The organism is Propionivibrio dicarboxylicus (genome assembly GCF_900099695.1).
In the GTDB taxonomy this organism is placed as follows: Bacteria; Pseudomonadota; Gammaproteobacteria; order Burkholderiales; family Rhodocyclaceae; genus Propionivibrio; species Propionivibrio dicarboxylicus.
Window position 1 is genome coordinate 132,764 of sequence record NZ_FNCY01000003.1, and the last position, 13,497, is coordinate 146,260.

16 protein-coding genes are annotated in these 13,497 nt (G+C 65.1%); 10 read left to right on the top strand and 6 right to left on the bottom strand.

Going from position 1 to position 13,497, the window contains the following annotated elements:
• Positions 1–161: 161 nt before the first annotated feature.
• From BLR25_RS05655 to BLR25_RS05675, 5 genes are all read left to right on the top strand, one after another.
• The gene (locus tag BLR25_RS05655; RefSeq protein ID WP_091935037.1) at positions 162–1,781 is read left to right on the top strand and encodes a peptide chain release factor 3; all 1,620 of its coding nucleotides are present in this window, start codon (positions 162–164) and stop codon (positions 1,779–1,781) included.
• Positions 1,782–1,887: 106 nt separating this feature from the next.
• On the top strand, positions 1,888–2,697 hold the full coding sequence (locus BLR25_RS05660; RefSeq protein WP_091935040.1) for a Cof-type HAD-IIB family hydrolase: 810 nt from the start codon (positions 1,888–1,890) through the stop codon (positions 2,695–2,697).
• 1 nt (position 2,698) lies between these two features.
• Entirely contained in the window at positions 2,699–3,607 is a 909-nt protein-coding gene (locus tag BLR25_RS05665; protein ID WP_091935044.1) for a dihydrodipicolinate synthase family protein, read from the top strand.
• Between the two features lie 19 nt (positions 3,608–3,626).
• Complete coding sequence (locus BLR25_RS05670; RefSeq protein ID WP_091935048.1) at positions 3,627–3,980, top strand: CidA/LrgA family protein; 354 nt, start codon at positions 3,627–3,629, stop codon at positions 3,978–3,980.
• Positions 3,977–4,684: an LrgB family protein gene (locus BLR25_RS05675; RefSeq protein ID WP_091935052.1), complete on the top strand. Its 708-nt coding sequence runs from the start codon at positions 3,977–3,979 to the stop codon at positions 4,682–4,684. Before BLR25_RS05670 ends, BLR25_RS05675 begins: the two co-directional genes overlap by 4 nt.
• On the opposite strand, the gene ppgK is transcribed toward BLR25_RS05675, so the two are convergent.
• Complete coding sequence (ppgK, locus tag BLR25_RS05680) at positions 4,664–5,449, bottom strand: polyphosphate--glucose phosphotransferase (protein WP_091935056.1); 786 nt, start codon at positions 5,447–5,449, stop codon at positions 4,664–4,666. The two genes, BLR25_RS05675 and ppgK, sit on opposite strands and share 21 nt — an antisense overlap.
• A 168-nt stretch (positions 5,450–5,617) precedes the next feature.
• Between ppgK and ftnA the strand changes: the two genes are divergently transcribed.
• Positions 5,618–6,121 (top strand): non-heme ferritin, encoded by a 504-nt coding sequence (ftnA, locus tag BLR25_RS05685; RefSeq protein WP_091935059.1) that lies wholly within the window; start codon positions 5,618–5,620, stop codon positions 6,119–6,121.
• A 178-nt stretch (positions 6,122–6,299) separates the two neighbouring features.
• Here the strand turns inward: ftnA and BLR25_RS05690 are convergent, their stop codons facing one another.
• Positions 6,300–7,265: a GlxA family transcriptional regulator gene (locus BLR25_RS05690; protein ID WP_176785762.1), complete on the bottom strand. Its 966-nt coding sequence runs from the start codon at positions 7,263–7,265 to the stop codon at positions 6,300–6,302.
• A 91-nt stretch (positions 7,266–7,356) separates the two neighbouring features.
• On the opposite strand from BLR25_RS05690, the gene BLR25_RS05695 reads away from it, so the two are divergent.
• Together BLR25_RS05695 and BLR25_RS05700 are read left to right on the top strand one after the other, a co-directional pair.
• The gene (locus BLR25_RS05695; RefSeq protein ID WP_091935515.1) at positions 7,357–7,959 is read left to right on the top strand and encodes a cysteine hydrolase family protein; all 603 of its coding nucleotides are present in this window, start codon (positions 7,357–7,359) and stop codon (positions 7,957–7,959) included.
• A gap of 10 nt (positions 7,960–7,969) precedes the next feature.
• Positions 7,970–8,374 (top strand): nuclear transport factor 2 family protein, encoded by a 405-nt coding sequence (locus BLR25_RS05700; protein ID WP_176785763.1) that lies wholly within the window; start codon positions 7,970–7,972, stop codon positions 8,372–8,374.
• A gap of 13 nt (positions 8,375–8,387) precedes the next feature.
• Here the strand turns inward: BLR25_RS05700 and BLR25_RS05705 are convergent, their stop codons facing one another.
• The 4 genes from BLR25_RS05705 to BLR25_RS05720 all read right to left on the bottom strand — a co-directional run bounded on the left by BLR25_RS05705 (position 8,388) and on the right by BLR25_RS05720 (position 12,727).
• Positions 8,388–10,067 (bottom strand): TRAP transporter large permease, encoded by a 1,680-nt coding sequence (locus BLR25_RS05705; RefSeq protein ID WP_091935067.1) that lies wholly within the window; start codon positions 10,065–10,067, stop codon positions 8,388–8,390.
• Complete coding sequence (locus BLR25_RS05710) at positions 10,064–10,666, bottom strand: TRAP transporter small permease (RefSeq protein ID WP_091935071.1); 603 nt, start codon at positions 10,664–10,666, stop codon at positions 10,064–10,066. The genes BLR25_RS05705 and BLR25_RS05710 overlap by 4 nt, the downstream gene beginning before the upstream one ends.
• A gap of 56 nt (positions 10,667–10,722) precedes the next feature.
• Positions 10,723–11,736: a TRAP transporter substrate-binding protein gene (locus tag BLR25_RS05715; RefSeq protein ID WP_091935074.1), complete on the bottom strand. Its 1,014-nt coding sequence runs from the start codon at positions 11,734–11,736 to the stop codon at positions 10,723–10,725.
• 112 nt (positions 11,737–11,848) lie between these two features.
• Positions 11,849–12,727, bottom strand: a complete 879-nt coding sequence (locus BLR25_RS05720; RefSeq protein WP_091935078.1) for a DMT family transporter — start codon at positions 12,725–12,727, stop codon at positions 11,849–11,851.
• 158 nt (positions 12,728–12,885) lie between these two features.
• On the opposite strand from BLR25_RS05720, the gene BLR25_RS21750 reads away from it, so the two are divergent.
• Positions 12,886–13,020 carry a hypothetical protein gene (locus BLR25_RS21750; RefSeq protein ID WP_281245567.1) on the top strand — a complete coding sequence of 45 codons (135 nt, stop codon included), beginning with the start codon at positions 12,886–12,888 and terminating at the stop codon, positions 13,018–13,020.
• 248 nt (positions 13,021–13,268) lie between these two features.
• Positions 13,269–13,478, top strand: coding sequence for a hypothetical protein (locus tag BLR25_RS05725; RefSeq protein WP_091935081.1), 210 nt, complete (start codon positions 13,269–13,271; stop codon positions 13,476–13,478).
• Positions 13,479–13,497 lie beyond the last annotated feature (19 nt).

Genomic DNA, 13,497 nt, shown 5'->3' on the forward strand with positions numbered 1-13,497 from the left:
CTCCTTGTCGAAATCGGCTGCCGTCATGATCGCAGCCAAATATTATGCGCGCATGACAGTCCGCCTTAGCGTCGTCTCCGAGCAAATTCTGCGCCATGCGCCGCCGCCATCTTCGGTATACTTCGCCCCTTGAGTTTTTTGCCGCCGAAAGATTTACGACGATGAGCACCACCGATTCCAGCGCCTTTCCGCCCGACATTCTGCGCGACGTGCAGAAGCGCCGCACCTTCGCGATCATTTCCCACCCCGACGCCGGCAAGACGACGCTGACCGAAAAGCTGCTGCTCTTCGGCGGCGCCATCCAGATGGCCGGCACGGTCAAGAGCCGCAAGAGCGCGCGCCACGCCACCTCGGACTGGATGGAAGTCGAGAAGCAGCGCGGCATCTCGGTGACCAGCTCGGTCATGCAGTTCGAATACCAGGGGCACACCGTCAACCTGCTCGACACGCCGGGCCACGAGGATTTCTCGGAAGACACCTACCGCGTGCTGACCGCCGTCGACGCGGCGGTGATGGTCATCGACGCGGCCAAGGGCGTCGAGGCGCAGACGATCAAGCTGCTCAACGTCTGCCGCATGCGCAACACGCCGATCATCACCTTCGTGAACAAGCTCGACCGCGAAGTGCGCGAGCCCTTCGAACTGCTCGAGGAAATCGAGTCGGTGCTCAACATCGAGTGCGCGCCGGTGACCTGGCCGATCGGCATGGGCAAGACCTTCCGCGGCGTCTATCACCTTGGCAACGACAGCCTGCTGCGTTTCACGCCGGGCGAGGAAAAGCGCACCGAGGCCGAGAAGATCGACGGCATCGACAACCCGGTGCTCGACCAGGACTTCCCGCTCGAAGTCGGCAAGCTGCGCGAGGACGTCGATCTGATCCGCAGCGCCAGCAGCCCGTTCTCGCTCGTCGACTTTCTCGCCGGCCTGCAGACGCCGGTCTTCTTCGGCTCCGGGATCAACAATTTCGGCGTCCAGGAAATCCTGCAGGCGCTGCTCGACTGGGCGCCGCCGCCGCAACCGCGCGACGCCGGCAGCCGCCAGGTGCAGCCGGCCGAAGCGCCGTTCACCGGCTTCGTCTTCAAGATCCAGGCCAACATGGACCCGAAGCACCGCGACCGCATCGCCTTCTTCCGCGTCTGCTCGGGCCGATACAGCACGGGCATGAAGGTCCGGCACGTGCGCATGGACCGCGAGATGAAGCTCGCCAACGCGCTGACCTTCATGGCCAACGAGCGCGTGCTGATGGAGGACGCCGTCGCCGGCGACATCATCGGCATCCACAACCACGGCCAGCTGCACATCGGCGACACACTGACCGAAGGCGAAACGCTCGGTTTCAAGGGCATCCCGTACTTCTCGCCGGAACTCTTCCGCGTCGCCCGCCTGCGCGACCCGCTCAAGAGCAAGCAACTGCAGAAAGGCTTGCAGGAGCTCGGCGAGGAAGGCGCCATCCAGGTCTTCGAGAACCTCGCTTCCGGCGCGCTGCTGCTCGGCGCCGTCGGTACGCTGCAGTTCGAGGTCGTCGCCCAGCGCCTGCAGACCGAATACAAGGTCGATGCGATCTTCGAGCCGGCCGAGATCCACACCGCCCGCTGGCTGACCTTCCCGGACGAGACGACGCGCAAGAACTTCGAGCGCGAGCAGCAGCACCGCATGGCCAAGGACGTCGACGGCAACCTCGTCTATCTCGCCAGCACCCGCTACAACCTCGACGTAACGCGCGAGAAATGGACCAAGGTCGGCTTCCACGCCAGCCGCGAACACGGTCAGAAGATGGCGTGATCACCGTCTGGTGCGGCGGACGCGCAGACCGCGGCCGCCGCATGACGTACAATGACGGATGCTTGCCGATCCGGCGCGCCCGCCCGTACGCTGACAGACCAACTTCATGATTCCTCGCATCTTTTTCTTCGACATCGACAACACGCTGCTCGATCACCGTACCCTGACCATCCCGGCGTCGGCGCTTGAGGCCATCGCCGGACTCAAACGCAGCGGCCATACCGTCGTCGTTGCCACCGGTCGCAGCTACGGCCACGCCCGACCCTTCGTCGAGCAGGTCGAACCCGATTACCTGATCACCCAGAACGGCGCCCGCATCCTGCACGGCGAGCGCGAAGTGCTGTCGGTGCCGTTGCACCTGCCCTCGCTCGTCTCGCTCTTCGACTGGATCGCGGCGCAGGGCATTCCCTTCGGATCCAACCTCGGCGACATCGGCTACATCAGCGCCGCCGACCCCTGCGTCGTCGTGCCGATGGACTCGGTCGACATGCCCTACCAGACCGAGGACCCGGCCTACCTGCGGCAACCGACGCACCAGGCCTGGCTGTTTTTCGACGAAGCGCGCGACGCCGAACTCTTTCCGGCAATCCGCGCACGTTATCCCGAATTCGAACTCGTCCGTTGGCACCACACCGGCGTCGACATCATGCCGCGCAGCGTCAACAAATGGACCGCCTGCCAGTGGGTCCTCAAGGAGACCGGTTTCACCGCGGCGCAAGCCGTCGCTTTCGGTGACGGGCTCAACGACCTGCAGATGCTGCAGGGCGTCGGCCTCGGCATCGCCATGGACAATGGACACCCCGAACTCAAGGCCGTCGCCGACCGCATCGCGCCGGCCCTGCACCTCGACGGCATCGCCGTCATGCTCGAGCAGCTGACACGCTCACCCACCCCTCACCCTACCACCGGAGATTGAAATGTCATTCCAACTGCGCGGCGTCATTCCTCCCGTTCCCACCATCGTCGGCCCTGACGGCCGCTTCGATCCGCAAGGCATGGGACGTCTGATCGACCGCCTGCTCGACTCGGACGTCAACGGTTTCCTCTTCCTCGGCAGCGCCGGCGAATTCGCCCAGCTCGCCAATGCCGACCGCCGCCGCATCGCCGAATTCTGCGTCCAGCGCGTCGCCGGCAAGCGTCCGGTCATCATCGGCACCGCCTCCTGCTCGACCGAGGAAGTCATCGAACTCTCGCGCCATGCCGGCGACATCGGCGCCGACGCGGTGATGGTCGTCAACCCGTACTACTCGCAACTCACCGACGAGCGCATCTACCAGCATTACCGCAAGATCGCCGAAGCCTCGCCGCTGCCGGTGCTGCTCTACAACTTCCCGGCGCTGACCGGCCAGGACCTGTCGAGCGCGCTGGTGACCCGCCTGGCGACCGACTGCCCGAACATCGTCGGCATCAAGGACACCGTCGACTGCATGAGCCACATCCGCACCATGATCCAGGACGTCAAGGCTGTCCGCCCCGACTTCCTGGTCTTCTGCGGCTATGACGAGTACATGCTCGACACACTGCTCGCCGGCGGCGACGGCGGCATTCCGGCGACCTCGAACTTCGCCCCGCAGATCACCTGCGGCATCTACCACGCTTATTGCGACGGCGATCTCGGCGCGCTGCAGACGCTGCTGCGCAAGCTCGGCACGCTCTCACGCCTGTATGCGATGGACCGCCCCTTCACCGGCCTGATCAAGGAGTCGATCCGTCTCTGCGGCCTCGACATCTCGACCGCACTGGTCGCCCCGGCGACGCCGCCGACGCCGCAACTCATCAATGAGGCCCGCCAACTGCTCGTCCGCGCCGGAGTAATCGCCGGCTGATCGTTTTTTCAGGAAGTTTATGGTTGCAACGTTTTCCCTGCTGCTGCTCTACCAACTCGCCGGCGAACTGCTGGTGCATGCCTTCGGCTGGCCCTTCCCGGGGCCGGTCATCGGCATGAGTCTGTTCTTCCTGACGCTGCTCGCCCGCGGCACGGTCAGCCATGAACTGCGCAACGGCACCAACGCGTTGCTGCAGCACCTGTCGCTGCTCTTCGTGCCGGCCGGTGCCGGTGTCATGGTGCACCTGCACCGCATCGCCGACGAATGGCTGCCGATCGCCGTCGCGCTCGTCGCCAGCACCCTCATCGGACTGGCGGTGACGGCGCTGGTGATCCGGGCGATGGCCGGCGACAGCGAAAAGGAGCGGACATGAAAGCGCTGCTCGACCTCTGGTCCTATCTCCTTGCCTCGCCGCTGCTCGGTCTGACGGCGACGTTGCTCGCCTACCAGGCCGGCGTCGTGCTCTTCAAGCGAACCGGCCAGCAAGCCTGGGCCAACCCGGTGCTCATCGCCATCATCCTGATCGGGCTGTTCCTCTGGTTCAGCGGCGTGCCCTACGAACGCTATTTCGACAGCGCCCGCATCATCCATTTCCTGCTCGGCCCGGCCACGGTCGCCCTCGCCGTGCCGCTGTTCACGCAATGGCGCAACCTGAAGCGCATGGCGATGCCGCTGATCGTCGGGCTCTTCGCCGGCTCGGCCGCCGCCGCCTTCTCGGCGATGGCGATCGCTTCCTGGCTCGGCGCCTCGCCGGAAACCGTGCGTTCGCTGGCGCCCAAGTCGGTAACGACGCCGATCGCCATGGGCGTCGCCGAAAAAATCGGCGGTCTGCCCTCGCTCACCGCCGTCCTCGTCGTCCTCACCGGCATCCTCGGCGCCGCCTGCTTCCCGACGCTGTTCCGCCTGCTTGGCATCAAGCGCCACGCCACCCAGGGCTTCGCTGTCGGTCTCGCCGCGCACGGCCTCGGTACCGCCCGCGCCTTCATGGTGAGTGAGGAAATGGGCGCCTTCGCCGCGTTGGCGATGGGCCTCAACGGCATCGTGACGGCGCTGCTGCTACCCCTGCTGCTGCACTGAACCTGACTCGGCGCCGGCCCGGCGCTGCAGTTCCGCCTCGGCGAACAAGGCGGCGCCGACGATGCCGGCCTGATTGAGGAAACTCGCGGCGACGACCGGTGCCTGCGTCGTCAGCGACGCGGCGTATTTGTACAGTTTGGCGCTGACGCCGCCGCCGAGAATGATGCGATCCGGCCAGAACAACTGCTCCATCGTCAGCAGATAGAGATTGAGGCGATCGCCCCAGGGCCGCCACTTGAGCTCCTTGTTCACGCGCACCGCTTCCGACGCGTAATGCTCGGCCTCCTGCCCGTTGCGCAGCAGGATATGACCGAGTTCGGTATTCGGCAGCAGGTGACCGTCGCTGAACAAGGCGGTCCCTAGCCCGGTGCCGATCGTCACGATCAGCACCACGCCGGCTTGCCCGCGCCCGGCGCCGAAGCGCATCTCGGCGAGCCCGGCGACGTCGGCGTCGTTGGCAACGAAGACCTCGCATCCGGTCGCCTGCGAAAAATGATCGGCGGCCGACAGGCCGATGAAGGACGCATCGATATTGGCGGCCGTGCGAACGACGCCGTGCTGGATCGCGGCCGGAAAACCGAGGCCGACCGGTCCCTTCCAGCCGATGTGCCCGACCAGTTCGGCCAGTGCCTCGGCAACGGACGCTGGCGTCGCCGGACGCGGCGTCCTGAAGCGGATACGTTCGCTCAGGAGCGTGCCGTCCGCCGTTTCGATGATCGCCGCCTTGATGCCGGTCCCGCCCACATCCACGCCCAGTATCTGCACGCCTTTTCCTTGCTTGTCCCGATAGCCCCGAGTCTCGCGCTTTATGCCGCGCAAATCAAGGCGGCACGGCACAGACCCGCACAACCCGCGGACCGTCGGGAAATGAACTTCCCCGCGTGCCCCCGGTCGACCCGACATGATTCCCTGAATGTCCACACGGAGGTCAACATGCTCAGCAGCGATATGGTCGAACGCCTCAACAAGCAAATCAATCTCGAGCAGTATTCATCCAACCTCTACCTGCAGATGAGCGCCTGGTGCGACCATCAGGGCTACGTCGGCAGCGCCGCCTTCCTCAAGGAGCACGCCGCCGAAGAACTGACGCACATGCACAAGCTCTTCGACTACGTCTCGGAAACCGGCGCGCTCGCCGTCCTTGGCGCGCTCAAGGCGCCGCCGGCCAAGTACAAGTCGCTGGGCGAGGTCTTCAAGACCACCTACGAACACGAACTGGCGATCACCAAGGCGATCAACGGCCTCGTCGCCTCGGCCCTCGCCGAACAGGACTTCGCCAGCTTCCAGTTCCTGCAGTGGTACGTCAGCGAGCAGCACGAGGAAGAACGCCTGTTCAAGAGCATTCTCGACAAGATCGAAATCATCGGCGTCGAAGGCAAGGGCCTGTACTTCGTCGACAAGGAAATCGGCAAGCTCGCCGGCAAGAGCGGCAGCTAAGCGTCACCCCCGCCCCGCCGGACGGTTCGCCGCCCGGCCGTGTGCCATCCTGTCCACAGAAGCCGTCGACAAGTCTGTGGACAAGGACTGGATTCACGCCTTAGCCCCTTCTGGCATAAGGCTTTTTAACCCGTGCTCAATTCAGAGGCAGCGGTGTTTCACCACGCGCTGCGGCGCCTCATTCGGCGCGCCGCCACCAGGCCCGATACTGCGCCGGACTCAGCCCGACCTGCCGCTGGAACAGGCGACGAAACGCCGGCGCGTCGCTGTAACCGACCGCGGCGACGATCTCGTCGAAACCCTTCGATGTCGCCTCGAGCAAGGCCTTGGCCTGCTCGACGCGCAGTTCCTGCAGATAGGCGAGCGGCGGCATGCCGACCGCCGCACGGAAGCGGCGGTGCAGGGTGCGATAGCTGACATGCAGCGCCTCGGCGAGTGCCGACGTCGTCAGCGCCGTCGCCGCATGCCGCGCCAGCCAGTCGGCTGCCTGCTGGACGAGGCGGTCGTCGAACTGGCGCCGCACCGACATGAACGGACGCTGTGACACGCGCAAGCCATCGATCAGCATGATGCCGGCAACGGCACGCGCCAATGCCGCGCCGAACAGCCGGCGCAGCACCTGCAGGCAGAGGTTGGCATGCGCCGTCATCGCGCCGGCCGTCAGGCAGCGTCCGTTATCGACGACCGCCGGACCGGCGTCGAGCCGCACCGCCGGATAACGCTGCCGGAAGGCATCGGCCAGCCACCAGGTCGTCGTCGCGTCGCCGCCGTCGAGCAAGCCGCTCTCGCCGAGCACGAAAGTGCCGTAGCAACTGGCGGCGACCAGCGTCTCCGCCGGCAGGGCGCGCAACCGGGCGATCACCGGCGGCCAGTGCGTCGCCAATGACTCAACCAGCGCCGGGAGATCCTCGGCAAAGAACCCCGGAACGATGACCGCCGCATAGCCGTCGAGGCGCTCGGGCAGTAGCTCGGTCTCCACTGTCACCCGCGACGAAAGCGACACCGGACCGCCGTGCTGCGAGAACACATCGAGACGGCAGGCGGCCGCCTCGGGATAGCGCTGGGCGATGCCGACCATGTCGAGCGTCAAGGTAACGCTCGACGGCGTGGCGCCGGGTTCGACGATCAGGGCAAGACGAGGCATGGCAGATTCCGCATGTTTTTTGTCCATTATGCCACTCGGCAACGCGCCCTCGCAGTGGCATCCTCGGCAGCAATCACTCACGGAGATCGCCATGCCCGCCCCTGTTCCCCAGACCTTGCTTGCCCGGCTCGGCGCCACGCCGCCCATTGCCCGACTCGCCGACGCGACGCTGCTCGTCATCGACGCCCAGCGCGAATACGTCGACGGCGCCCTGCCGCTCGCCGGCATCGATGTCGCCCTCGCGGTCGGCGGCGCGTTACTGACCCGCGCCCGGCGCGCCGGTACGCCGGTCATCCACATCCTGCATCGCGGCGCCGGTCCGCTGTTCGCGCCGGGCACGCCGGGCTTCGACCCGGCCGCGCCGCTGATTCCGCAGGCCGGCGAAACGGTCATCGAGAAGACTTTCGCCAACGCCTTCAACGCCACCGGTCTCGACGCCGCGCTGGCCGCCGCCGGACGCCAACAACTGATCGTCATCGGTTTCATGACGCACAACTGCGTGAGTTCCACCGTCCGCGCCGCGCGTGAACTCGGTTACGTCTGCACCGTGCTGGCGCCGGCAACGGCCACGCGCGACCTACCGGACGGACGCGGCGGCGTCATCCCGGCCGAAGTGCTTCAGTCGGCCTGCCTCGTCGGGCTGTCCGATACCATGGCGCGCATTGCGTGGCATGCTGACGACATTGAAGATTGAGAGGCCGACAATGGAAACGACATTCACCGATCCGACCGAACGCGACATCTGGGCCACCGTCCGCGCACTCAACGTCGCCTGGACGCGAGGCAATCCCGACGCGCTTGAACGCTACTTTCATGCACGGATGATTGCCGTCACCCCGGTCGACCGTCAGCGGCTGGACGGCCAGGCAGCCTGCCTCGCCGGGTGGAAAGGTTTCGTTGCCGCCGCGCAGGTTCATGACTGGCAGGAAATCGACCCTGCAATTCGCGTGTATGGCGCGGCCGCCGTCGTCTCCTATGACTATGACATCGACTATGAGATATCGGGACGGCGCTACCAGGACCGCGGCCGCGACCTGATGTTCCTGGTCCGCGCCGACGACCGCTGGCAGGTCGTCGGCGACCAGTTCTCGTCAATGCCGGGAGCATGATCCCCGGCAGTCGCTACATCATGCCAAGCACTTTGGGCAGCCAGATCGACAGCCCCGGCCAGTAGGTCACCAGCACCAGGAAGCCGAGCATCGACAGGAGCCACGGCCAGACCGCGACGGTCAGTTCGGTGATGCCCATGCGCGTGATGCCGGAGGCGACGTAGAGATTGAGCCCGACCGGCGGGTGGCACATGCCGACCTCCATGTTGACGACCATGATGATGCCGAAATGCACCGGATCGATGCCAAGCTTCGTCGCCACCGGGAAGAGGATCGGCGCGAAGATCAGCACGATCGACGAGGGCTCCATGAAGTTGCCGGCGACCAGCAGGACGACGTTCACCGCCAGCAGGAAGGCGATGTGGCCGAGCCCGTTGCCGAGCATCCAGTCGGCCAGCGCCTGCGGGATATTCTCGTTCGTCATGATGAACGAGAAGAGCACGGCGTTGGTGATGATGTAGAGCAGCATCGCCGACATGTTCGCCGACGACAGCAGCACACGCGGCACGTCGGCCAGCTTGAGGTCCTTGTACACGAAGACCGCAACGACAAACGCATAGACCGCGCTCATCGCCGCCGCCTCGGTCGGCGTGAACAAACCGGCATAGATGCCGCCCATGACGACCAGGATCAGCAACAGGCCCCAGATGCTCTCCCAATAGACGCGCCAGACTTCGAGCGACTCCCACATCAGCTCGAAGCGGAAGGTCGGCGCGATCTTCGAGTGCGCACCGCAGGCCTGGATCAGCAGGAGCCAGCCGACCGTCACCGCCGTCGGCACGACCATCGCGATCGTCGGCGGCACGCCGTCGAGCAGATGGAGAATGCCGAGGCTGAGCGCCATCGGCACGCCGATGACATTGAGCACGACATAGACGAAGCGGATGACCCATTTGTTGCGCGTCGTCCACGGCGCCGCCAGCAACCAGCCAAAGCCGGCAATCAGGTAGGAAAGCCCGCTGCTCGGCAAGACTTCGGCGAGCAGGCTGCCGACGATGAGCGGCGGCACCGCCGTGAAGATCAGCGCGAAGTACGCCCCGAACAAGGCGCCGATCGACGCCTGCGAATTGCTGCGTTCGGCGAAAAGCTTGGCGCGCGGATAGCCGAATTTCCAGGCCCGGTACCAGGTCACCAGACCCAGCACCAGCGCCAGCAGCAGGCCGGGGAGCACGCCTGCCATGAACAGCGCGCCGACCGACGTGTTGGTCGCCACCGAATACATGACCATGACGATCGACGGCGGGATCAGGATGCCGAGCGCGCCCGAGGTGGTGATGACACCGGCGCCGAACTTGTTCGGGAAGCCCGCCTTGACCATCGCCGGCAACAGGATCGAACCGATCGCGACGACGGTCGCCGGACTCGATCCCGAGATCGCCGCGAACAGGGCGCAGGCGAGCACGCCGGCCAGCCCGAGACCGCCCGGCCAGTGCCCGACGAGCGCGGTGGCGAAGCGGATCATGCGCCGCGCGACGCCGCCGTGCGTGAGGAAATTGCCGGCGAGGATGAAGAAGGGAATCGCCATGATCTCGAATTTCTCGATCCCCGTGAACAGCTTGAGCGCCACCGATTCGAGCGGCACCTGGGTGAACAGGAAGAGGAAGCTGAGCACGGTGAGGCCGAGCGATATGCTGATCGGCATGCCGGTCAGCATGAGCCCGAGCAACAGCAGAAAAATGATCGTCGCATTCATCGCGCCGCCTCCTCGTCGTCGATGCCATCGACATGACCGTGATCGTGATGCGGCAGGTCACCGGTCTGCAGGAATCGCCACGCCACCTGCAGGAAGCGGAAACACATCAGCGAGGAACCAAGCGGAATCGCGCTATAGACGATCCAGGTCTGCCATTCGAGGTCGGGCGTCGTCGGCCCTGCCGACAGCGCCGAGACGTCGGCGCCGATACGGCTCAGCAGCGCGTAGTGAAAACCGTTCTCCCAGACGAAAATGGCGCCGAAGCTGGCGACGAGGCCGGTGAAGAGCGCGCCGGCGAGCAGCCCGAAGATGACGAAGCGGGCGCGTACCTCCGGCCGCAGCCGGTTGATCAGCACATCGACGCCGACGTGGATGCCGGTGCGTACGCCGTAGGCTGCGCCGAACTTGGCCATCCACACGAACATGATGATGCACAGCTCCTGCGCCCAGGAAAAATCGAGCGAGATCAGCCAGTCCTGCAGACCCGGAATGGCGACGCCCGACAGATAGCGATGCATGACGGCGGCAAAAATGATCAGCGTCGCCCCGCCCATGAGGAAGGCGATCAGCCACTCCTCGAGATGATCCAGAAACTTCATGACCCCTCCTCCTGCGGCCGGCTGCCCGACACCGGGCCGGGCAGCGGCACGGCACATTAGAGTTTCGCCGGATCGAAACCGGTCGCCTTGTAGATCGCCTCGATCGTTTCCTTGCCGACGCGCGCTTCCATCTTCTTATGCACGCCGACCAGCACCTTCTTGAAGGCCGCCCGCTCTTCCTTGGTCGGCACATAGACGGTCGTCTTGCCGCTCTTCTTCACCGCCTCGAGCGCGTTGTCGTTCTCCACCTGGGCAATCTGGTTGGCATAGCGCGTGGCCTGCGCCATGGCCTCTTCGAGCGACTTGCGAACATCCGGCGGCAAGCCTTCCCAGAACTTCTTATTGACGATGACGGCATAGCCGAGATAGCCGTGATCGGTCACCGTCACGTACTTCTGCACCTCATGCATCTTCTGCGTATAGAGGTTCGAGTGCGGATTCTCGGTGCCATCGACGACGCCGGTCTGCAAGGCCTGATAGGTCTCGCCGAAGGCCATCACCTGCGGCAGCGCGCCGAGTTCGCGCATCTGCGTCTTGAGCACGTCGGACGACTGGATACGCATCTTCAGCCCCTTCAGGTCGGCCGGCGTGCGGATCGGCTTGTTCGCCGAAAAGGACTTGAATCCGTTATCCCAATAGGCCAGGCCGAGGATGCCCTTGGGCTGGAGCTTGTCGAACAACTGCTTGCCGAGCGGCCCGTTGGTGACCTTGCGCAGATCGTCGACGCCGTCGAAGATGAAGGGCAGGTCGAAGGCCTCGAACTCCTTGACGCCGAGCGGCCCGAACTTTGACAACGACGGCGCCAGCATCTGCACCGAACCGAGCTGCAGCGCCTCGATCTCCTCCTTGTCCTTATACAGCGTCGAGTTTGGATAGACCTCGACCTTGACGCGCCCGCCGGTCAGCTCCGCCGCTTTCGCGGCAAAAAAATCGGCGGCCTTGCCTTTCGGCGTATTGGCCGCCACGACGTGACTGAATTTAATGACAATCGGCTGCTGCGCCCAAACCATCTGCGACGCCAGCAGCGCCAGCCCGGCACTCAGGCCGGCCAACAGAACTCTCAGTTTCATGGCACCCTCCTCAAGCGTGTCACTGCGAAAAACCGGAAAGCCGGTGCAGTAGTTGACAACCGTAGTCGGATTTAGTGCCCACTGATGGAAAAAACCCTCCGCTGCCGAACCGTCAGGTCCGGCGCAGCGCCAGCATCTCGTTGAAGACGAGCGCGATGATGACGAGACCGCCGCCGAGCAGCGTCGATGCCGACGGCGTTTCGCCGCCCCAGAGCCAGGCCCAGGTGACGCCGAAGATCACTTCGAGCAGGTCGTAGAGACTGATTTCGGCGGCCGGCAGTTCGCGCGACAGGCGCACGACGATGAGGCAGGGAATCGCGAGCTGGACGACGCCGAGCAGTGCCAGCCAGGCGACGTCGTGCAGCGAGGCCTGCAGCGGCAGCGCCACCGGCAGGGTCGCCGCCGCCGACAGCGTGGCGCCGATCAGCACGGCCGGCATCATGTCCGGCATGTCGGCGCCGGACTGCGAACGCGAGGCGACGAACTGCAAGACGATCCAGTTCACCGCCGCCGCCAGCGGCACGACACCGGCCACCACGGTGCCGACCAGCGACGCCCCGGAGAGCGCCTCGGCGCCGTACATCCAGGCGATGCCGCCACCGGCCAGCACGATCGCCGCCCAGGTCCGCCAGGGCAGGCGGTGGTCGAGAACCGCGCGGGAAAAAAGCGCCGTCACCAGCGGCCCGAGCGCGATCATGACGAGCACATTGGCGACGGTGGTCAAGGTCATCGCCACCATGAACGCCGTATACATCAGCGCCCAGCAGACGCCGGAGATCCAGACCGGCCAGCGCGCCCGGCGGAAACCGCCCCAGAACCCGGCGCCGCGCATGACGCTCAAGGCGAGCACCAGCGCCAGCGCGTTGAACAGGCTGCGCCAGAAAGTCACCTCGAAGCTGCGCGCCGCGTCGAGCTGACGCGTCACCACCCCGGCAATGCTCCAGAGCAGGGTCGCCAGGATCAACAGGCTGACGGCGCGGCGATGTGTCATGAGGTCTCGGGGCTAGGAAAAGTGGGTGAGTATCGGCGAGGGCCGGGGTGACGTCAATGACATATCGAGGCAAAGGAAACTTTTCCCGGTGACCGCAATCCAATCTGGCATCGATCTTGCGTAAGGTCGCTTGTCACTCGATTTAAAAGGAGGCCATCATGGAATGGGACGAAGTCTTTGCCTTGCTCACCGTAGGCGCCACCGCACCGTATGCCATCGAGTTGGCCACCAACTGGATTCGCGACACCTGGCAAGTGAACCATCACAACAATGGTGCGAACGCCCGCGGCTGAGTGCCAGCGTGGGGCATCGAAGCGCGGATCGCGGAGCGCCGGACGAGGCGATGGAAGCACCCGAAACGGGTAGCACAATCGGGTGACGGGGCTGGCGTGCGCGTCATGCAAATGTTATGGTGCGCACTCCCGCCGGACACTGCGGCGGGACGCTTCCCGACGATGACCGGACACAATCCGGCAGTCATCCGACCGGGTGGCGGTGGGCAGACCCAAGCATTGCCAACCATTGCGCGAGGATTTCTCCGATGATGCCGGACACCGAACACGACACGATCGACGTGACGCTCAAGCTCGACCCGCAGGTACACGAATTCTTTTCCAAGAAAGCACGCAAGGCCGGCGTCGGCCTCGAAACCTACCTCAGCAGCACGCTCTCGCTCGTCCTCGGCTGCAAGGCCTTCGAGCAGATGACCGGGCTGCCGCACAAGGCACAGCACGGCGAAAAGTGCTGCTGAGCCGCGCTTGATCGGGGCA